Origin of the sequence: Enterocloster citroniae (assembly GCF_040545455.1) — a bacterium.
Lineage (GTDB): Bacteria > Bacillota > Clostridia > Lachnospirales > Lachnospiraceae > Enterocloster > Enterocloster citroniae.
This window is the reverse complement of the sequence record NZ_JBEPLZ010000017.1, coordinates 71,905-92,191: the sequence shown is the minus strand read 5'-3', so window position 1 is coordinate 92,191 and position 20,287 is coordinate 71,905. Positions and strand designations below refer to the sequence as shown.

Genomic DNA, 20,287 nt, shown 5'->3' with positions numbered 1-20,287 from the left:
GTTATATTGTTACTCTCAGTGGACAAGGGGACACATGCCGCAGAAGCGCAAATCTGTGGCGCAAAGCCGTGTGTCCCCTTGTCCACTTAGGGTAAGCCTTTTTCTATGGAAAGATTGCCGGATCCTTTGGAGAAACGTAAGGCGGCAGGTCTTGTCCATGGGATGGCGGAGCATGCCCTTTTGAGTGGAACAACAAACCGTGAAATCAATTAGGATCGAGGAACTGAGAACGGATAAAGTCCCTGAAAAGCTGGAGGATATGGGAATGGAAAACTGGTATGCAGTGCAGGTGAGGACCGGAAGGGAAGAGTCTGTTCTGCATTTGATCAAAAAGATTGTGGACAGGACAGTGCTGACAGAATGTTTTATCCCGTACTGTGAACGGATGAAACGCTATCAGGGTGAATGGCATAAGGAGCGGTCTGTTTTATTCCCAGGTTATGTATTCCTCATTACAGAGCGGGTGGATGAATTGTTTCAGGAGTTGAAAAAAATACCGGAATTTACAAAGATCCTTGGAGATGGTGCGGGGTTTATACCTTTAAGGGAGGAAGAAAGGAAAATGCTGACAGATACAGGCGGCCGCGATCATCTGTTTGAAATGTCCCGGGGATACATTGTGGGAGATCAGGTGATTATTACCTCCGGCCCCATTAAGAAAATGGAAGGAAAGATCACATTTATTGACCGGCACAAACGGTTTGCTGTTGTGCAGATGGACATGTTCGGAAGAAAAATTGACGTAAAAATAGGACTGGAGATCGTTAGAAAACAATCCAAGGGAGAATATAAACATGGTAACTAATAAATTCTTATCTGACCCAAGATTTCAAGGGATCAAGCCGTTTGAGAGTAAGGTTTGGCTTTCTTCCCCTACTATGCACGGTGATGAGCAGAGATGGGTAGACGAGGCAATCACAACAAACTGGGTGAGTACGGTTGGAGAAAATATAAATGAAGTCGAGTCTGCTGCTGCTGCAAAGGTCGGGCGTGGATATGCTGTTGCACTGTCAGCCGGCACGGCAGCACTCCACCTTGCTGTTAGACTCTGTGCTGAGCGAATCTACGGACAGTCAAAGATAGGCAAAGGTTCCCTGGAAGGACACAAAGTATTCTGTTCTGATATGACCTTTGGCGCAACGGTAAATCCCGTAGCATATGAGGGAGGAGAGGCTGTTTTTATAGATACGGAGTATGATACTTGGAACATGGACCCGGTTGCCCTGGAAAAGGCGTTTGAGATTTACCCGGATGTGAAGCTGGTTGTAACAGCCCATCTGTATGGAACTCCTGGAAAGGTTGATGAGATCAAGGCTATCTGTGAGAAGCATAGAGCGCTGATTGTGGAAGACGCGGCCGAGTCCTTTGGTGCCACATATAAGGGCGTCCAGACCGGTATGTTCGGTACAGAGTCAGTAATTTCCTATAATGGCAACAAAATTGTGACCGGCAGTTCCGGGGGAATGCTTTTGACCGATAGCCTGGAGGATGCAAACAAGGCAAGAAAATGGTCCACACAGAGCCGGGAGGATGCGGCGTGGTATCAACATGAGGAGCTGGGGTTCAACTATCGCATGAGCAATATCATAGCAGGTATTGTTCGCGGACAGCTTCCTTATTTGGAAGAACATATCAGGCAGAAGAAAGCAATTTATAAGAGGTACAAAGAAGGCTTAATCGACCTCCCTGTGGAGATGAATCCCTTTGACGCTGAGAACAGTGTGCCGAACTACTGGCTGAGCTGTCTGACCATTAAAAAGGAAGCAATGTGTCCGCAGGTCCGCGGTGAAAAGGACTCGCTTTATATCAGCGAGCCGGGAAGGTCCTGCCCTGCAGAGATTTTGGAGGCCCTTGCCGCTTTTAACGCAGAAGGCCGTCCGATCTGGAAACCGATGCATATGCAGCCTGTCTACCGAATGCATGGATTTGTTACCAGGTTTGGCTCGGGGAGGGCTGGAAGTAACGTCTATATCAAAGAGGAGGATGTGGTGGATGTGGGCGCTGATATTTTTGAGAGAGGACTGTGCCTTCCCAGTGACAACAAGATGACGGCAGAGGAACAGGATGTTGTGATAGATATTATACATAGGTGTTTTGAGTAACAATAAAAAGTTGAAAGATAGGAAGGATTAATGGGGATGAACAAAGATGTTGCCGAGCAAATGGAAATAAGAACAGATATCCCAAAACCACGTAATACAATTTATTCAAAATATATAAAAAGGTTGCTTGACATTCTGCTGAGCGGGATTGCAATCATTGTATTGAGTCCATTGTTAGTGGTTATTTCTATTCTAGAACTGGTGTATCATGGAAAGCCTATTTTTTATATTGATAAGAGGCCAGGAAAAGATGGAAAAATTTTCGGTGTATATAAGTTTCGCTCCATGTCTAATGAGTGTGATAAGAATGGAAAACTTCTTCATCCAAGTAAACGTATTACGCCATTTGGCCGTATATTGAGAAGATATTCTCTAGATGAATTAGCAAGCCTTTTTAATGTGTTTAATGGGACTATGTCAATCATAGGCCCACGTCCATTGATGATTGAATATTTACCACTTTATAATGAGCGTCACAAGTATCGTCATAGTGTTCGCCCTGGACTTGGGTGCTGGAAGATTGGTGGAGATGACAAATTGACTGCGGCGTCCTGGACGTGGAATGTACAGTTTGAGAGCGATATATATTATGTTGAACATGTCAGCTTCCTCCTTGATGTCAAAATGGTATTAAAAACAATTAAGATTATGCTTTCTAAAAGTGAAATGAGAACGAACTCCGATAGGATTAGGTTTAATGGAACAAATCTTAATGAAACACGACCGAGGCATGAAATTATAAAGGAGGAAGCTGAAGTAACGGAAAAAGGGCAATGAGGAAGACATCATTGGGGCATAGGTTGGCAGGAGATTTTAATGTATGTATATAAAAAATAGGTATTTTAAAATATATAAATATGGATTCATCACTTATGGTATTGACAATAACTCGCTGGTTGATCGGTTTTGTGCATTTATTCTTGCAATCAGCTGTATTTTGCAGCATTATAAGGGCTTTTACAAGAATGCTGGTTTTTCTGCTCTTCTTGTAATATCGCCATATATATTGCTAAAGCTGCTGAAGAAAATGGTAAATGGGAAATTTGATTCAAGGTGTCTGTTGGCGATTAGTCCTTTGATGTTGTTCCAGCTTTATAAGACATTTTCTCACGATATAAGCTTTAGCAAACTGTTGTATGGTGCGTTTATGATGGTTTTCTTTTTTGCAATTGCAAGTGGCTGTGTTAATGTTCGGTATTTTGTAAAATCTGCAACACATATAAGCTGCATTGCAGGCGTTTGTTTGATCATACAATACATACTATATTATCTATTGCATTTTCATCTCCAATTTGTCCCCACATCTCTCCTGCTTCCGGAAAGCAGTATATGGATACTTGGGGCTAAAACCGGCTTAATTAATATAACAGGCAGAAGTAATGGTTTTTATAGACCAAGTGCCTTCTTTTTGGAGCCCTCTCATCTATTTATCTACTGCTTCCCTGTCCTGTGCTTGCTTTTATTATCTCCTAATATGAAGCCATGGAGGATGAAGATGGCGTTTATTATTACGGCGGGCATGGTCCTTTCCACATCAGGTATGGGACTTGGTGTGGCAATAGGATTATGGGGGGTGTATTTTGCTTTATATAAAAACGGGAAAAGTGATGAGAATATAGCAAGGATCCGGAATTTGATTTCGCCTAAGAATGTGGGGATTTTAATAGTATTTCTTACTGTGTTGACTGTAATGTATTTTGAGGTGGATATTTTTCGGAATATTGTAATACGGATTTTTAATTCCGGATCAGGCAATCAATCAACGGCGATCAACGGAAGGGTCAGGCTGGCAAGGATGCTGGTCGGAGGCTTGTCAGGTAAGTCATTCATATTTGGAGTGACAGATAATGTCAGTGAGATAGAATTCAATTTGTCAGGATTTTATGCAACGTTGTATAAGTATGGGCTTATTGGGATCTTTCTTTCGTATGCATTTTATGTCCAGGGATTATTTAAGCTAAAAGGAGCATACTTTTGGTTGACTTGTATTATTGTAGTTATTTCCTTTTTTACGGCTCATACACATGGAACCTTTTATATGATGTACTACATTATTGTACTAATGGATGGACACTATGCGTATGATAAGAAATTTCTGAAAAGGTCCATAAAGACCGGGAGTCCATGGAATGAAGGATGGCACATATGAAAACAACTGAGTCAGTGAATACAAAAATATTATTAAAGTCAAGTTTTTGGTATGTGGTATCAAATTTTTTGACGCGGGGTCTAGTCTTTATTACCACACCTATTTTTACCAGACTGATGACAACAAAGCAATATGGGAATTTTTCTGTATTTGCAAGCTGGCAATCCACCTTTCTGATTATCTGTGGTCTGGAAATATACGCGACATTGAATAGGGCAAGATTTGATTACAAAGAGGAAGGGGAACTGGACAGCTACATTACATCCTGTCTGGTCCTGAGTAGTATGATAACAGCTGTTGCGCTGGCGTTATACTTAATTTTTCCGGAATTCTTTCACAGGCTTCTTCTCCTAGACCGGAAGTATATCCTTATTATGTTTGCCTATCTGTTTGCACAACCTGTTTTCTTAATGTTTCAGGCAAAACAGAGAGTTGAATACAAATATAAGCTTAGCTCCGCCATATCCTTTGCATTAGTAGTGGGATCTTCTCTGATAGCAGTGGCTCTGGTGTATTGGCTGGAGGATGATCGGCTGCTTGGCAGGATTATTGGACAGTATGTTCCATATATTATTGCCGGTGTTATATTCTATGTTTTTTTTATAAAAAAAAGTGCAGTCATACGTCTGAAATCCTGGAAATATGCATTGGCCATGGGACTCCCTTTAGTATTTAGTTTTCTTGGAAGTCAGATCCTTTTAAATTCAGACCGGGTGATTGTGCAGCATTTGTGTTCATCGGACGAGGTTGCATGGCTTGTGCTTGCGACAACATGCGCACATATCATGCTGATTTTTGTTCAGTCCCTCAATAATGCCTGGGCGCCATGGTTTTATGATAAACAGGACAATCAGGACTATTTTGCTATCAGAAAGGCATTTCGGGTCTATATGTGTTTTATTCTGTTCTGTACGTTCGGTGTATTAATGATTGGCCCTGAGATTGTAAGGATATTGGGGGGTAAAAGTTATGCGGAATCCGTATATGTTCTTCCCGCAAATATGCTGTGTGGAGTGTTTACGGCTTTGACATCACAATTTGTAAATCTTGAAACATTTTATAAGAAAACACATTATGCAGCAATTCTAACTTCTATTGTAGCAGTTATTAATATTGGTTTGGATATAGTGGGGGTGTTGATGTGGGGATACCGTGCCGCATGTTATGTGACAGTTTTCTGCCAGATCTTATTAATTATGATGCATTATATCATAACCATCAAGATGGATATCAGTAAGATACTTCCTGCAAAAGATTTGGCTGCAGAACTTCTGGTATCTGTAATATTAATTCCGGTTTCGCTGATATTTTATCGGTTCACAGTGATTCGTTGGGGATTTATCATGGTACTCATTCTATGTTCAGGAATTGCAGCTGTAACGAAACGCCAAGAAATACTAGGATTTGTTAAAAGATATAGGAAAGTGTAGTGGCACTGCTACTTAAAATGAGAAAACTGGGAGGAAATGTTTATATGAAAGCCTTTGTGTTGGCAGGGGGCTTGCCTCAAATAACATTAATTAAGGAATTAAAAAAACGCAATATTGCAACAGTACTTGGAGATGGAAGCGAAAACGCCCTTGCACGCCCTTATGCGGATCAGTTTTGCCAAGTCAATATTTTTGATATAGAAGCGGTGAGAAATATTGCTGTTCAGGAAGGCGTTGATTTTCTGATCACCTGCTGTGCGGACCAGGTGCTTTTAGTTGTAGCCCAGGTATCGGAAATGCTGGGGCTTCCTTGCTATCTTGATTATAAGACTGCAAAGATGGTATCTGATAAGGAACTGATGAAAAAGGTTTTTGTTGAGAATAGGGTACCCACATCACAGTATGTTGTAATGAATGAACTGGATCTGTCCCGAATCAGGAATTTGCAATATCCTCTTATTGTTAAACCTGTGGATGCTTATAGCTCTAAAGGGGTGAGAAAAGTGCGGAATATGGAAGAATTGAAATGCGCTTTTGATGATGCAGTGCAGATCAGTCGTACTAAAACTGCATTGGTAGAAGAATTCTTTGCCGGGGAAGAGATTAGTGCAGATATTTTTGTGGTGGATGGAACGGTGCATATTCTGTGCGTTTCCAACAGCGAAAAAATAAGGGATGATGATCGTTTTGTCATCTTCCGCGGCAGGTTTCCAGTGCATGCTTCTCCTAAACTGTTTGCTGAAATCAGAAAAGTTTCTCAACAGATTGCAGATGCTTTTGAGATTAAAAATGCACCTATGCTGGTACAGATGATTACAGACGGAGAGCAAGTGTCTGTTCTAGAATTTTGTGCACGTACTGGAGGGGGAATGAAATACCTGCTTATCAGACATTCTTGTGGGGTTGATGTCATAAAAGCAGTGGTTGATCTAACTATGGGAATTAAGCCGGTTATTGAGGTTTGCACACCTGAGAATAAATATATTGTTAATGACTTCATATATTGCAGGCCTGGCGTTTTTGATCACATGGAAGGGTTTGAGGAACAACTGAAAGAGGGAAACATATCTGATTTTCATTGCTTGAGACCGAGGGGGATGAGGTTTAATGGTATTACAAGCAGTAGTGACCGTGTAGCAGGAGTTACGATACAAGCAGATACCATAGAAGAATTCAACCAAAAACACAGAACGTTTGTAGATTCTGTAAAAGTATTAGATACGGATGGGAATGATATTATGAGGCATGATCTGTTGCCTGAGCTTACAGTATAAACTAATATTAATGCTGTATTTACAAAGGAGTAAGAGGATGAAAAAACTGGTTGTATTAGTATTGTGCCTTGCGAGTTTAAATATGATTTTGGTCGGATGTGCACACAAAGGAAATATATCTGAGAAACATGCAGTTCAAAGTGCTGATGCTACAAGTGCTGTTATGCAGGAAAAAGATGCCCAAGACACGAACGAAACACTGACGGCTGTAGGTGGGGGGGGGGGGGCATTCTGATCAAGAGATAGCGGATGTATCGAAACAACCGACTTTGCTGCAAAAAGGAGTAAAAGAGTCGAATGGAATGATTTATGAAGGGGAGAATGGTAGTTGGCATATTTATGGAATACCTGAAAAAGCCAGTTTTGTATCCCTTTCAGGTGGAAAGAACAGTATCCCGGAGTGGATGGCAACAGGAGAAATTGTATATGTAGAACTTAATTCAGATTCACCAGTGGAGTTGGTTTTCAGGGCTTTTAATGAAGAATATCCAGATGGATTCAGGTTATTGGCAATACAGGAGAGTGCGGTTTATAAGATACCGGATTTGAGCTCTTTTTCCGGGATTGATGTTAGACTACAGGTTTCGAGTGGTGAGGAACATATTGATACGGTTCTAAATCCTAAAATCAGTTTTACATTACCCGATTACGGAAATCCAATGCTAACAATTATTGATGATGACGGGGGAATCCTCTATCTAAAAGATATTCTTCCTCTCTGTAATGAGATGGGGGTAAGTATTTCAACTGCGGTAACGACTACTCGAATTGGCAGCAGTAGCAAATGGATGACTTGGGAGGATATTAAAACCTGTCATGCTATGGGGGCAGAGGTGTTGTGCCATACCTATTCCCATCCAACCCCCAATGATCTGTTATTGCTATCTGATCTAGAGATTAGGGAAAGGTTGACTACAGCTAGAGATAAGTTGTTAGATGAGGGAATTGAAACCGGAGATATTCTTGTTTATTCATCCAGTACAGGATATGAGATACGCATGTTAAATGCAGCAAGATCTGTATTTAAAGCTGGAATCATTATTGGAGGAAATACGATCAACTCAAAGGATTCGGATCCATATAGACTAAAACGCTATAGGATTGATTTTGCATCCGGTGATGGTGATAAGTCCAGGGAAGATTATGATTTAGAAGATATTAAAAGATATATAGACACAGTATCAGTTTGCGGTGGTTGGGAAATTATGATGTTTCACACTTCAAATACAAAATGGTGTCAGTTGGTGGAAGTGGACACAGATGGGCAGCCTGTATATGACGAAAATAATGAGGTGATTCCATTGTATGATCAGGAAGGAAAACCACTTACTGACAGCGATGGAAGTGAATATGAAAGAACTGTGGGACATCTGGTGTATGTACCAATGCTAAAGGAGGCAATTGAATATGCCAGAAGCAAGGGCGTTGAAATTGTGTCGGCAAAAGATGGCTATGAGGCATATTTCCAGCATTGACCCCCAGTTGACTATTAAGAATAAAAAGTAAATTGATGAGATTGGAGATTGGTGCGTGAATACTTCAAACAGGTTTATTAATTCAATAGACAGGATTCAAAGGCAGATGGTACCGGAGAATGTCTTAAATAGAGCAAGGCAATCCTTGCTTGATTATGTTGCGGTTACAACTGCAGGGGCAAAATTTCAAAATAAGAAGATTAAAGACTATATTGCATTTGCTAATCCGGAACAGGGAGAGTTTACGGTAATTGGAACAAAAGAGACTTTGGCATTAAAAGAAGCCGTATTTCTCAATGGTTTAAATGCCCATGCACTTGATTTTGACGATGGAACCAACTCCGGGATCATACATCTGGGTTCTCCCATTTTTTCACTGCTTCTTCCACTGGCCCAGAGGTATGATGTAAAGATTGAGGATATGCTGAAGGCTGCAGTTATTGGTTATGAAACTTCTTATACAATGGCTGTTTCCATCCAGCCCGGACATAAAGCACTTGGTTATCATGCAACCGGTACCTGCGGTGTATTGGGGGCAGCGATAGCAGCATCCTATATGCTGGACTTTTCGGAAGAAGAGAGGTACAACGCGTTTGCGGCAGCATGTGTATCCGCTACGGGGATGTTAAAAGTCCTGGATGACGGCTCGGAACTGAAACCCTACAATGTGGCAAAGGCTGCATTGCTTGCGCTCACCTCTATACAGCTTGCAAAAGCAGGTTTTAAGGGACATCCGGATCCACTGGGGGGAAACCGCGGCTATTTCAGGATGATGACAGGAAAAGAGGATATAGAGTTAAAGCCCGTGGTTTTGAATGGTACATACGCGATCCAAAAGACCTACACAAAGCCATATGCCTCCTGCCGTTACACGCACCCTTCCATTGAAGCCGTCATTGAGCTGAGAAATGAGTATGGCCTGACAGCAGGGGATGTGGAGAGCATTCATATCAAAACGTATTCACTGGCTGTCAGCGGCCATGACCATGTGGATATCCTGGGATCCTATTCGGCAAAGATGAGTATACCTTACAGCGCAGCGGCAGGCTTCCTATACGGTAAAGCAGGCCTGCAGGAGTTTAGTGAAGCAGGTGTTCAGGACAAGGTTGTCCTTGATCTGACAAAGAGGGTAACGGTTGTCCCGGATGAGGAAATCAGCGCAGCGTTCCCAGCGGTTCAGGCTGCGGTAGTGGAGCTTAAAACCACGGATAACAGGACACTTGAAAAACGTGTTGACTTCCCCAAAGGGGAGCCTGAAAATCCGCTGAGTGATGAGGAGTTTAAGGAACGGTACCATGGGCTGATGGATTATGCAGGCATCGGCAGGGAAGCCGGCAGCCGTATTTTTGATACTGTTTACCGGGAAAATGTGTCTGTGAGAGAAATACTGGAACTGTTTATAACGGAAAGGCAGGAGCCTGCAGATGAATAAGAAAATAAAACTGGTTCTCGGCACAATGACATTTGGCGAATCCGTGTTTCATCCGGACGTGGAGGCATTTATCCAGACGTTTCTCCATGCCGGATATGAAGAACTGGATACCGCTTATGTGTACAACGAAGGCCGGTGTGAGGCCCTTTTGGGGGAAGTGATAAAGAAAATGGGTAGGGATAAAATAAAAATCTCTACCAAGGTCAACCCCAGGATATCCGGAAAACTGGACGGAGAAGCTGCCTTTAAACAGCTGAACGAGTCCCTGGACAGATTGGGGATTGACAGCGTGGATACATTTTATCTTCATTTTCCTGATCTGAATACTCCTGTGGAGTCCGTACTGGAAGCCTGCGCTGTTCTTTATGATCAGGGAAAATATAAAGAACTTGGACTCAGCAACTTCCCCGCCTGGCTGGCGGCAGATGTTTACCACAAGTGCAGGGAACATGGCTGGGTACTGCCAACAGTCTATGAGGGCATCTATAATCCGCTGACCAGAAAAGCGGAAACAGAATTAAATACAGCCCTGGATTACTTTGGGATGCGGTTCTATGCCTACAATCCTATGGCAGGTGGATTGCTGACAGGACGGTATGGCAGGTTTGAGGAAACACCGGCGGAAGGGCGGTTTACACATCGGCCCAACTACCAGAAACGGTATTGGAAAAAGTCTTACTTTGATGCGGCGGATGTGATAAAAGCAGCATGTGAACGGAATGGCATCAGCATCATTGAGGCGGTATACCGCTGGCTGGCGTATCACTCCATGTTGAATGAACGCCGGGGGGATGCCATCCTGGTGGGAGCGTCTAAGCTGAGCCACTTAAAGCAGAATATGGAAGCTGTGAATGCAGGTCCGCTGCCCTCAGATGTGGCCGATGCTTTTTCTTCAGCCTGGGAACTGTGTAAAGCGGACAGCCCGGAGTACTTCACATTTTATAAAGGCACTGCAAAAGAGTAGTAGGAGGAGAGATGTTAGATCAAAATCTAGTGTTGGATGAATTGAAAAAGAATGGTGTAACCTTTTTTACCGGGGTACCGGATTCATATCTCAATGGTTTTTGCAATCATATATTAAAGAACGCACCGGACCGAACGATTATTGCGGCAAACGAAGGCAATGCCATAGGGATTGCCTCAGGGTATTATTTTGCCTCAAAGGAGATACCGCTGGTATATATGCAGAACAGCGGAATGGGCAATACGGTAAATCCTCTTGTGTCATTGGCGGACAAGCATGTATATGCTGTACCTATGCTGCTGCTGATTGGCTGGCGGGGACGGCCGGGTACAGGCGACTGGCCGCAGCATGAGCTGCAGGGGGAGATCACCCCCGGCCTCCTGGATATTATGCACATCCCTTATACCGTGCTGGAGGATGACAACGGGAAGATAGGAGATGTACTGGCCGCAGCTGTCTCTTATGCCCGTGAGAACCGGAAGCCTTACGCACTGATTGCTCCAAAGGGGGTTATGGCCGGGGAAAAGACAGACAACAGGGATGACAGGTATCCGATGAACCGGGAAGAGGCGATTGAGATCATCCTTGACCATTTGCCTTCTGAGACGATTTATGCTGCCACCACGGGGCGGGCTACCCGAGAACTCTTCTTTTTGAGGGAGAAGCGAAAGGAAGGTAAGGACCATGATTTCCTGAATGTAGGAGCCATGGGACACACATCTTCGGTTGCCCTTGGAATTGCACTGGAGAAGAAGGACAGGAAGGTGGTTTGTCTGGACGGCGACTCGGCAGTGATGATGCACCTTGGGGCTATGACCATGGTCAGTAAACTGGATGTACCCAACTTCATTCATATTGTTTTGAATAACGGTGCCCATGAATCCGTGGGCGGGCAGCCTTCTGCCGGTCATCTGGTGGATCTCACCGGAATTGCCCAGGCGTGCGGCTACCGGACGATCGGAAAACCTGTGGGCACAAGGGAGGAACTGATCAAAGCTTTGGATGATTTAAAGAATAGTGGTCAGGCCTCTTTCATAGACGTCCGGATCCATAAGGGGCTTAGTGGAAAGCTGCCGCCCCTTGATTTCTTACATAAAGAGGCGGTTGACGGTTTGATATACGAACTCAACAAAGATTGAGGGAAAGGATCATTGAATGAACAGTATGGAAAGAACAAGAGAATTTTTAAAATCAATTGGACTCCCGGGCGGTGATGCATACCATCTCCCTGACTCTAAGAAGCGGTTTGCTGACGGCGGGCAGTACCGCTTTGAGGTTCCTGGTATCCAGGGGCCCAAAGCTATGATCGCTCTATTGGAGGCAATGGATTCCTATGGACTTTACCTGCACCGTGTTACCCAGACCCAGGGTATCATGCGTATGACAGATGATGAGATTACAGAAATGGTGGAGTATGCCAATCAGTGGCAGACAGACCTGATCCTTGCCATTGGTCCGAGAGCGACCACTGACACATCCGCTTCCGTGCATACGGAGGAGGGGGTGCGAATGGGATACCGCCTGCGCGGACAGGAGCAGATCGTAAGGGCGATCGAAGATGTAAAACGGGCGGCACGCCTGGGCTGCAGAGGCTTCCTTGTCTATGACGAGGGCTGTCTTTATGTACTCAATGAAGCGAGGAAGGCGGGGGAGATACCAGATGACTGCCATTTTAAACTTTCGGCTCATGCAGGGCATGGCAATCCTGCGGCAGGTAAGCTTTTGGAATCCATTGGCGCGGACTCGCTGAACCCTGTGCGCGACATCCAGCTTCAAATGCTGGCATCGCTGCGTCAGGCAATTGACATCCCCATTGATATCCATACGGAGAATCCTAAATCTACAGGCGGCTTTATCCGCCATTATGAAGTTCCGGAGATGATCCGGGTTGCCGCGCCTATCTATCTCAAAACAGGAGGCTCTGTGGCTGCTACCCACAGCTGGGACAGCACGGAGGATGATGCAAGAAAGCGCGCAAAGCAGTGTCTTCTTGTAAAGAGAATGATCGATGAATATTACCCGGAGGCTGTATGGTCTCCACGGGGGAGCCTTGTCTAAGGCGGACCCGGATTACTGAATAGATAAAAGAAAGGAAAATAAAGTGACTTATGAGACACCATTTGTATAACCCTGATTTTAAATTTGTTGTGGAGCCGGAGGATTTTAACAAGTACACGGAACGTGAAATGCTGCAGTATTGTTTAGGCGCAACCATGTATATGCCTGGGACAAAGGATTTTGCCCCCAAGATCATTTCCGGATCAATGCCCGGATTGACCACCATTGTCCTTTGCTTTGAGGATGCCTGCCCGGTGGATCAGGTGGAAGCTGCTGAGGCAAATGTACATAGGCTTTTGGATACCGTTGCCGATGCTGTTGATGCAGGAGCCCTGTCCCCTGAAAAGATACCTCTTATCTTTGTCCGCATCCGCAATCTTGCCCAGTTTAAACGCTTTGGGGATGCATTGACAAAACGACAGGTGCGCTTTCTCTGCGGTATCAATTTCCCTAAATTCAATGCTGAGAACGGATATGAATATTATGCCTATCTAAAAGATCTAAATGAGCGGTTTGGAGAGATCCTTTATGGCATGCCGATCATTGAAGACCCGGAAGTGGCTTATAAAGAAAGCCGTATGCAGGAACTGGTGGGCATTAAGAAGATCCTTGACAAGTACCATGACCTTGTTCTGCAGGTGCGTGTGGGCGGAACCGACTTCTCATCGGTATTTGGCGTGCGCCGCGGTGTGGATTATTCCATTTATGACATCATGACCGTCCGTGAGTGCCTTGCAGATATTGTAAATGTCTGCGGCCGTGAGAATGATTATGTGATTTCCGGACCGGTCTGGGAATATTTCCGTGCTCCCAAAGCAATGATGTTTGAGGAACTTCCCCATCACGGACTGGAGGATTATCTGATGAAACGGCTGCCTATTGTAAACAATGAGATCGATGGTCTGCTTCGGGAGGTGATCCTTGATAAGGCCAATGGTTTTGTAGGCCGCACTGTCATCCATCCCACTCATGTAAAGTTTGTTAACGCGTTGATGGCTGTTACAAAGGAAGAGTATGATGATGCCTGTATGATCCTGGGACATACACAAGGCGGCGTTGTCAAGGGATCCGGGGCTAACAAGATGAATGAAGTTAAGCCGCATACCAATTGGGCCAGAAAAGTGTGCAACCGTGCCAGGGCATTTGGCGTGATCGAAAACGAAGGGGCTTATATTAAGCTGTTTGCTGTCAACGAATCATAACAGGAACCAGATGTACATCATTACAAGGAGGACATATGGCAATGGAGATCAATACGCCCATTACTGAGGAGTGTATTGCCAAGCTGACGATTGGAGACACGGTATATATATCCGGCAGTATATTTTGCGGCCGCGATGCTGTTCTGCCCAAGGTGGTACAAATGATCCGGGAGAATGAAAATTTTGATCATGGCATTGAACTAAAAGGCAGTGTGATATTTCACACCGCCGTAAGCCCGGCGGGGGTTGGTCCTACTTCCAGCAATAAACTGGAAATTGAGAGCAGTATTGGGCCCTTATCTAAGGCAGGTGTAAAGCTGCATCTGGGCAAGGGTGAAATCGGCAGAGGAACCATTGAGGCGTTAAACCAGAACCATGCCGTTTATGCAGTCATACCGCCGGTAACGGCCCTGCTGGGTGATAAGACAAGGGGGCAGGAATTGGTGGCATTTCCGGAATTGGGAATGGAGGCACTGTACCGGCTGAAGGTTGAACGGTATCCCGCAATCATTGCAGCTGCCCATGGAAGGAGTATTTATGAGCAGCACGTTTGATTATGAAAAGGCAGTGGAACTTGTAAGAAGTGCCCTTGTGGAGGCAGGGTCAACCTTTCGGGAGGATAAGAAGCATGCCTATGAAAGGGCGATCAAACATGAAAAAAATGAGAAGGCCAGATGGGTTCTTGAAACAATCCTGGAAAATGCGGAAGCTGCTGAGAGAAACCACAGTCCTCTCTGTGATGATACGGGTATTCCTCATCTTGTGTTGGAGGTAGGGCCTGACGTTTTTGTGACAGGAAGGATGTTGGATGCGATCAGGGATGGAATCGCAAGCGGGTTGAGAGAACTTCCCGGCCGCCCCATGGGGATTATGGGAGATGATAACCGCAGGATCGACCAGTCCGGCGGTCTGGATCCCGATCCTGCCGGTGTTGAACCAGCACCCATTCTTCTTAGAACATGCGGGGATAATGTGGTCCGGCTCCATATCATGATGTTTGGCGGCGGGCCGGCGATCAGGGCCAAGACATACAGGGTGTTCCATAAGCACAACACCCAGGTGGTCATTGATGAGATCGTGAAATGGGCAACAGAAGGAGTTGCCCAGCTGGGATGTTCACCCTGTACACTTGCTGTGGGCATAGGGCGTTCTCATTTTGAGGCGGCATCCATGATGCTGCAGGCACAAGCGGATGGATGCTATGATGTGCAGTCGGAGATGGAAGCGGAAATTACCAGGCGGGTCAACGAGTCGGATATCGGGCCATTGGGATTACATGGAAGGACCAGTGTGATCGCAACGTTTGTAAAGGTTGGCCCTCAAAGGGCAAGCGGTGTGAGGATAGTTTGCGTCAGGCCCGCCTGCTGCTTTGAGCCGAGGATCGCAACCGTAGATTTAATACAGTAAAAAATGTAAGGCAGGTATGCGATATCGATTATTATTTATCATCAGCCCTGGCATCGCTGACCCCCAATATGATTCTGGCCGCCCTGGCACTGGCCGCAACCGCCGGTTTGATATACATTTGTGCCTGTCACAGGTGCAGGCCGGCGCTGGCACAGTGTGGGGCGGTCGTTATCCTGGTCTTTTATCTCGTACTGGTGTTTGCATCCACCGTATTTGGCCGGGAACCGGGAAAGGCATATAGATATGAGTTGACGCTGTTCTGGTCGTACAGGGAGATCATGGCGGGAAGGACAAAACTGATAGCAGAAAATTTCTGGAATGTGATGATGCTTTTGCCGGTTGGGGCGCTTCTTCCCACGGCGTGCGCAAAAATGAAATTATCATCAGTTACAGCGGCAGCCTTTGCGGTTTCCCTTACCATTGAGCTGACTCAGCTTATTACAAAGCGTGGCCTCTTTGAGTTCGATGACATGTTCCATAACACGTTAGGGGCAATCATAGGGTATGGGGTCTATCAATTGATCAGGACACTACACAACATTACAGATTAAGGAGAGAAAAAAACTCATGGCCAAATACTTCGGCACCGATGGCTTCCGCGGCGAAGCCAACAAAACACTGACAGTGGAGCACGCATACAAGATCGGCCGGTTCCTGGGCTGGTACTATGGCAGGGAACATGATGGCAGGGAAGAAGGAGACAGGGAACAAGGAGACAGGGAACAAGTGGACAGGGAACATAAGACATGCCGGGTTGTCATCGGAAAGGACACCCGGCGTTCTTCCTATATGTTTGAGTATGCCCTGGCAGCGGGGCTTACAGCGTCCGGCGCGGACGCCTATCTTCTCCATGTGACCACAACCCCCAGTGTCTCATATGTGGCCCGGACGGAAGGATTTGACTGCGGCGTTATGATCTCGGCCAGCCACAATCCCTATTATGACAACGGCATCAAGCTCATCAACGCCCAGGGGGAGAAGATGGATGAGGACACGATCCTTCAGGTTGAAGCATACCTGGACGGCATTTCCGGGGAGATACCCCTAGCGGTCAGGGAGCGGATCGGCCGCACCGTGGATCATGCCGCGGGCCGGAACCGGTACACGGGCTATCTCATTTCCCTGGCCACCCGCTCCTATAAGAACATGAAGGTGGGACTGGACTGTGCCAACGGGAGCGCATGGATGATCGCTAAAAGCGTGTTTGACGCCCTGGGGGCATCCACCTATGTGATCAACAATGAACCGGACGGACTGAACATTAACACAGGCTGCGGTTCCACCCATATGGAGGGCCTGATCCGATTTGTGAAGGAAAAGAAACTGGATGTGGGCTTTGCTTTTGACGGAGATGCGGACAGGTGCCTTTGTGTGGATGAGAAGGGAAATCTGGTTGACGGGGACCTGATCCTCTACATCTATGGCCGCTATATGAAAGAGCGGGGGAAGCTGGCTGGGAATAAGATCGTCACCACGGTCATGTCCAACTTCGGCCTGTATAAAGCCCTGGATGAAGCGGGCATTGAGTATGAGAAAACAGCGGTGGGAGATAAATACGTGTATGAAAACATGGCCTTAAACGGTTACCGCATCGGCGGTGAGCAGTCGGGCCATATTATTTTCCGAAAATATGCAACCACAGGGGACGGTATTCTCACAGCCATCAAGATGATGGAGGTGATCCTGGAGAAAAAGCAGCCCCTTAGCAGGCTTGCGGAGCCGGTCCACATCTATCCTCAGGTCCTTGAGAATATCCGTGTAAAGGACAAACAGGCGGCCAGGGAGGACCGGGATGTGCAGGATGCGGTGAACCGCGTGGAACAGGAACTGGGAACAGAGGGGCGCGTCCTGGTAAGGGAAAGCGGTACGGAACCTGTCATGCGTGTAATGGTGGAGGCCCGGGACGGGCACAAGTGCAGGGAATATGTGGACCGGATCATACGGGTGATGGTGGATAAAGGCCATCAGGATGTGCTGTCTTAAGGGGAAAAGAGGAGAACGGGAAATGCCGGAAACAGAAGATATTTTCATACAGACCTTTAACGGGTTTGATGTATGGATCAATGGCAGGGCTATCTACTTTTCCAGCAGCAGGGCCAAGGAGCTTCTGGCGATCCTGGTGCATAAGAGGGGAGGCAGCGCCTCCCTGGCACAGCTGGCATACCTTTTGTATGAAGAGACGCCGGAGGATACGGCCAAGCAGAATATAAGGGTGGTGGCTCACCGCCTGCGCAGGATCCTGAAGGAACATGGGTGTGAGGAGCTGGTGATCCACAGACGGGGAGTTTATCTGGTCGATCCAGGGTTATTTACATGCGATGTATATGAATTTATGAAAGGGGACAGGAAGTATTTGTCCGCTTACACCGGAAGCTATATGCCGGAATATCCATGGGCTTCTGACACGGTTCCCTATCTGGATGTGATATATGGGAAATACAGAGAGGGATAAGAAGCCGGGAGGGGGAGAAAAATGGGATACATAAAAATGATCATCGGGACAGCTGCATTTGCTGCCGCGGTTTTGATCATGCCGGCTATCCCTGCAAAGGCAGCGGATGGCTGGCAGCAGGACTCGGCCCAGGAGTGGGTCTATGTGGAACACGATAAAAAACTGGTGAACCAATGGGTTCTCTGGCCGGACGGAACCATGCGCTATGTGGGGGACAACGGCCGGATCGCTGCGGACCGCTGGGTCAATGTGGGAGAAGCCCGGTACCGTGTGCGCTCAGACGGTTCCAGGTATGAAAATGAGTGGTTCAGCCTTGTATCCAAGCCGTCGCTGCCCTCAGCCTCCCCTGTCACCAGCTGGTACTACGCGGGAAATGACGGAATCATTCTGAGAAACGGATGGTATGAGCTGGGAGGAAAGGACTACTATTTCTATGAGTGGGGCAATTCTCCCAGAAAGGCATTCTTTAATCTGGAGGACAAGCGGTATTACGTGGATGAGGAAGGGGCCAGGAAGGCCCCGGGCTGGTTTTCCATTGACAAAGTGGACAGCAGGGGGAACCCCTACAGCAACTGGTATTACGTGACCGGGGACGGCTCCCTTTTAAGGGACGGGTGGCATGAAGTGGAAGGCATGACCTGCTATTTTGATACCTACGGCATAGCCTACCGCAACCGATGGTTTAACCTGGGCGATGACCGGTATTATGCGGATAAAAACGGAGCCCGCCAAAGCGGCTGGTTCTCCATTTCCGGCACGGGGGGCAATGGACAGGAATATACCAACTGGTATTACGGCGGCTCCAACGGCGTGCTCTGGCGCAACGGCTGGAGGGAGATGGACGGAAACTGGTACTTTTTTGACACCAACGGCCTGAATTACAGAAAGCGCTGGTACACGGACGGAAACGGGGAACGGTATTATCTGGATGAAAATGGAGTCCTTCAGGAGGATGGCTGGTTTAAGATTGAGAATACCAACAGCAGCACCGGCGCCGTGTCCGAGAGCTGGTACTATGCCTTAGAATCGGGTGCGGTGCTCAAAGGCGGTTTTAAGGAACTGGAGGGAAGGAAATACTATTTTGATTCCAACGGCTATAATTACCGGAAGCGGTGGATGAATGACGAGGATGGCAGGAGACGCTACATCGGGGAGGAGGGGTTCCTGTACCAGGACCGGTGGTTTGTCATGAGCGGCCTGGATTCCAGAAATTCGGAGTACAATAACTGGTACTACGCGGGCAGCGATGGATATGTACGCAGTGACGGCTGGTATAAGATTGATGGGCAATCCTACTGTTTTAATTCTTCCGGCGTGATGCGTACGGGCTGGCTGACAAAGGAGGCTGACCGTGATGATGACGAGGATTCCTATTACTACTGCGGGGAGGACGGCGCCAGGGCCGCGGGATGGCAGTGGCTGAAGATCCCGGACAGCTGGCTGGATCAGTCCTACGTGCTGGATTATGTGCAGGAGCACGGACAGTACGCCTATTTTTATTTTAACCGGTCCACGGGGAATAAAAAACGTTCCTCAGGCTGGAAAAAGGAAGTCAAGGTGGATGGGGTGACTTATTGCTTTGATGAAAAGGGGATCATGCATCTGGGGTGGGTGAAGCTAAACGGCACAACACCGCAGATAAAGGGATACCGCTATTTTTACCAGCAGGAATCAGAGGGGGATAAGGCGTTTACAGAGGGAGAAAAGGCAGCCGGGACATGGTTAAAGCTGGAGGGACCGCCCGACCTTGGAAGCGCGGGGCAAAAGGAATGGTACTACTTTGACCGGTCGGGGAAACCCATATGCGGGCCGGAAGACGGCTACGCCGTGGAAAAGATCCACGACAGCTACTACGTATTTGACATGTATGGAGCCGCCCAATACGGGTTGGTTGAGGTGAAGGGCGAGTTTTATTATTGCGGAGCGCCGGAGGGGGACAGGAAATGCGTTATTGGAAAAACAATGGTGGACGATGGCATGGATTCCTCCCGGTCCCGGTATTATTTTGACCTGAAGGGAAAAGGGATCACGGGTATAAAAGACGGAAGCTTTTACTACAAGGGAAAACTTCAAAAGGCGGACTCCGCTGCAAAGTACGAGGTATTTGATATACCCGGGGAAGGAAAGCGCCTGATCAATTCCAGCGGGAAGATCATGAAGAATACAAAGGTGACGGACGGAAATGACCAGAGGTGGACCCTTGGCTCAGGAGGAAAGATAGTAAGCTATGGTTCCAATGAGGTGGCGGAGATCCTGGAACCGGAGGCTGTGGTCTCCTACTAGAGCGTGTTTGTAAATTCATTCCCGTCATCTGCCCTAAGGAATCCCCCAGGCTCTGCCCG

General features: G+C 46.7%; 19 protein-coding genes. All 19 read left to right on the top strand.

All coding sequences use genetic code 11. The annotated features are described in order from the left end of the window. The first annotated feature begins 265 nt into the window (after positions 1-265). Positions 266-805 (top strand): antiterminator LoaP, encoded by a 540-nt coding sequence (gene loaP, locus ABID13_RS19560; protein WP_045092690.1) that lies wholly within the window; start codon positions 266-268, stop codon positions 803-805. Continuing rightward, entirely contained in the window at positions 795-2,102 is a 1,308-nt protein-coding gene (locus ABID13_RS19555) for a DegT/DnrJ/EryC1/StrS family aminotransferase (protein WP_048929639.1), read from the top strand. The genes loaP and ABID13_RS19555 overlap by 11 nt, the downstream gene beginning before the upstream one ends. A gap of 30 nt (positions 2,103-2,132) precedes the next feature. Beyond that, positions 2,133-2,879, top strand: a complete 747-nt coding sequence (locus ABID13_RS19550) for a sugar transferase (protein ID WP_052665747.1) — start codon at positions 2,133-2,135, stop codon at positions 2,877-2,879. A gap of 43 nt (positions 2,880-2,922) precedes the next feature. Further along, positions 2,923-4,251 (top strand): hypothetical protein, encoded by a 1,329-nt coding sequence (locus ABID13_RS19545; RefSeq protein WP_045092692.1) that lies wholly within the window; start codon positions 2,923-2,925, stop codon positions 4,249-4,251. Further along, the gene (locus ABID13_RS19540; RefSeq protein WP_045092693.1) at positions 4,248-5,681 is read left to right on the top strand and encodes a lipopolysaccharide biosynthesis protein; all 1,434 of its coding nucleotides are present in this window, start codon (positions 4,248-4,250) and stop codon (positions 5,679-5,681) included. The genes ABID13_RS19545 and ABID13_RS19540 overlap by 4 nt, the downstream gene beginning before the upstream one ends. A gap of 44 nt (positions 5,682-5,725) precedes the next feature. Beyond that, positions 5,726-6,955 carry an ATP-grasp domain-containing protein gene (locus ABID13_RS19535; protein WP_048929640.1) on the top strand — a complete coding sequence of 410 codons (1,230 nt, stop codon included), beginning with the start codon at positions 5,726-5,728 and terminating at the stop codon, positions 6,953-6,955. A gap of 37 nt (positions 6,956-6,992) precedes the next feature. Continuing rightward, positions 6,993-7,190: a hypothetical protein gene (locus ABID13_RS19530; protein ID WP_354021177.1), complete on the top strand. Its 198-nt coding sequence runs from the start codon at positions 6,993-6,995 to the stop codon at positions 7,188-7,190. 67 nt (positions 7,191-7,257) lie between these two features. Beyond that, positions 7,258-8,430: a polysaccharide deacetylase family protein gene (locus ABID13_RS19525; RefSeq protein WP_354021176.1), complete on the top strand. Its 1,173-nt coding sequence runs from the start codon at positions 7,258-7,260 to the stop codon at positions 8,428-8,430. 55 nt (positions 8,431-8,485) lie between these two features. Beyond that, positions 8,486-9,862, top strand: a complete 1,377-nt coding sequence (locus ABID13_RS19520; protein WP_048929642.1) for an MmgE/PrpD family protein — start codon at positions 8,486-8,488, stop codon at positions 9,860-9,862. Further along, the gene (locus ABID13_RS19515; protein ID WP_197092174.1) at positions 9,855-10,826 is read left to right on the top strand and encodes an aldo/keto reductase family protein; all 972 of its coding nucleotides are present in this window, start codon (positions 9,855-9,857) and stop codon (positions 10,824-10,826) included. The genes ABID13_RS19520 and ABID13_RS19515 overlap by 8 nt, the downstream gene beginning before the upstream one ends. A gap of 11 nt (positions 10,827-10,837) precedes the next feature. Further along, entirely contained in the window at positions 10,838-11,965 is a 1,128-nt protein-coding gene (aepY, locus tag ABID13_RS19510) for a phosphonopyruvate decarboxylase (RefSeq protein WP_048929643.1), read from the top strand. 16 nt (positions 11,966-11,981) lie between these two features. Continuing rightward, positions 11,982-12,884, top strand: coding sequence for a hypothetical protein (locus ABID13_RS19505; RefSeq protein ID WP_048929644.1), 903 nt, complete (start codon positions 11,982-11,984; stop codon positions 12,882-12,884). Between the two features lie 50 nt (positions 12,885-12,934). After that, the gene (locus ABID13_RS19500) at positions 12,935-14,086 is read left to right on the top strand and encodes an HpcH/HpaI aldolase/citrate lyase family protein (RefSeq protein ID WP_048929645.1); all 1,152 of its coding nucleotides are present in this window, start codon (positions 12,935-12,937) and stop codon (positions 14,084-14,086) included. Positions 14,087-14,121: 35 nt separating this feature from the next. Next, a complete protein-coding gene (locus ABID13_RS19495; RefSeq protein WP_082173848.1) occupies positions 14,122-14,640 on the top strand; it encodes a fumarate hydratase C-terminal domain-containing protein in 519 nt (172 codons plus the stop codon). Continuing rightward, entirely contained in the window at positions 14,624-15,493 is an 870-nt protein-coding gene (locus ABID13_RS19490) for a fumarate hydratase (RefSeq protein ID WP_048929646.1), read from the top strand. The genes ABID13_RS19495 and ABID13_RS19490 overlap by 17 nt, the downstream gene beginning before the upstream one ends. A 68-nt stretch (positions 15,494-15,561) precedes the next feature. Beyond that, the gene (locus ABID13_RS19485; protein WP_048929647.1) at positions 15,562-16,044 is read left to right on the top strand and encodes a VanZ family protein; all 483 of its coding nucleotides are present in this window, start codon (positions 15,562-15,564) and stop codon (positions 16,042-16,044) included. A gap of 16 nt (positions 16,045-16,060) precedes the next feature. Continuing rightward, complete coding sequence (glmM, locus tag ABID13_RS19480; protein ID WP_048929648.1) at positions 16,061-17,476, top strand: phosphoglucosamine mutase; 1,416 nt, start codon at positions 16,061-16,063, stop codon at positions 17,474-17,476. Positions 17,477-17,498: 22 nt separating this feature from the next. Further along, a complete protein-coding gene (locus ABID13_RS19475) occupies positions 17,499-17,945 on the top strand; it encodes an AfsR/SARP family transcriptional regulator (RefSeq protein ID WP_048929649.1) in 447 nt (148 codons plus the stop codon). A 36-nt stretch (positions 17,946-17,981) separates the two neighbouring features. Further along, entirely contained in the window at positions 17,982-20,228 is a 2,247-nt protein-coding gene (locus ABID13_RS19470; RefSeq protein ID WP_416390425.1) for a PspC-like choline-binding domain-containing protein, read from the top strand. Positions 20,229-20,287 lie beyond the last annotated feature (59 nt).

Excerpts from the sequence above, each read along its gene's own strand:
- loaP (WP_045092690.1), top strand. The coding sequence starts at position 266 with ATGGAAAACTGGTATGCAGTGCAGGTGAGGACCGGAAGGGAAGAGTCT.
- ABID13_RS19555 (WP_048929639.1), top strand. The coding sequence starts at position 795 with ATGGTAACTAATAAATTCTTATCTGACCCAAGATTTCAAGGGATCAAG.
- ABID13_RS19550 (WP_052665747.1), top strand. The coding sequence starts at position 2,133 with ATGGGGATGAACAAAGATGTTGCCGAGCAAATGGAAATAAGAACAGAT.
- ABID13_RS19545 (WP_045092692.1), top strand. The coding sequence starts at position 2,923 with ATGTATATAAAAAATAGGTATTTTAAAATATATAAATATGGATTCATC.
- ABID13_RS19540 (WP_045092693.1), top strand. The coding sequence starts at position 4,248 with ATGAAAACAACTGAGTCAGTGAATACAAAAATATTATTAAAGTCAAGT.
- ABID13_RS19535 (WP_048929640.1), top strand. The coding sequence starts at position 5,726 with ATGAAAGCCTTTGTGTTGGCAGGGGGCTTGCCTCAAATAACATTAATT.
- ABID13_RS19530 (WP_354021177.1), top strand. The coding sequence starts at position 6,993 with ATGAAAAAACTGGTTGTATTAGTATTGTGCCTTGCGAGTTTAAATATG.
- ABID13_RS19525 (WP_354021176.1), top strand. The coding sequence starts at position 7,258 with ATGATTTATGAAGGGGAGAATGGTAGTTGGCATATTTATGGAATACCT.
- ABID13_RS19515 (WP_197092174.1), top strand. The coding sequence starts at position 9,855 with ATGAATAAGAAAATAAAACTGGTTCTCGGCACAATGACATTTGGCGAA.
- aepY (WP_048929643.1), top strand. The coding sequence starts at position 10,838 with ATGTTAGATCAAAATCTAGTGTTGGATGAATTGAAAAAGAATGGTGTA.
- ABID13_RS19505 (WP_048929644.1), top strand. The coding sequence starts at position 11,982 with ATGAACAGTATGGAAAGAACAAGAGAATTTTTAAAATCAATTGGACTC.
- ABID13_RS19500 (WP_048929645.1), top strand. The coding sequence starts at position 12,935 with ATGAGACACCATTTGTATAACCCTGATTTTAAATTTGTTGTGGAGCCG.
- ABID13_RS19495 (WP_082173848.1), top strand. The coding sequence starts at position 14,122 with ATGGCAATGGAGATCAATACGCCCATTACTGAGGAGTGTATTGCCAAG.
- ABID13_RS19490 (WP_048929646.1), top strand. The coding sequence starts at position 14,624 with ATGAGCAGCACGTTTGATTATGAAAAGGCAGTGGAACTTGTAAGAAGT.
- ABID13_RS19485 (WP_048929647.1), top strand. The coding sequence starts at position 15,562 with ATGATTCTGGCCGCCCTGGCACTGGCCGCAACCGCCGGTTTGATATAC.
- glmM (WP_048929648.1), top strand. The coding sequence starts at position 16,061 with ATGGCCAAATACTTCGGCACCGATGGCTTCCGCGGCGAAGCCAACAAA.
- ABID13_RS19475 (WP_048929649.1), top strand. The coding sequence starts at position 17,499 with ATGCCGGAAACAGAAGATATTTTCATACAGACCTTTAACGGGTTTGAT.
- ABID13_RS19470 (WP_416390425.1), top strand. The coding sequence starts at position 17,982 with ATGATCATCGGGACAGCTGCATTTGCTGCCGCGGTTTTGATCATGCCG.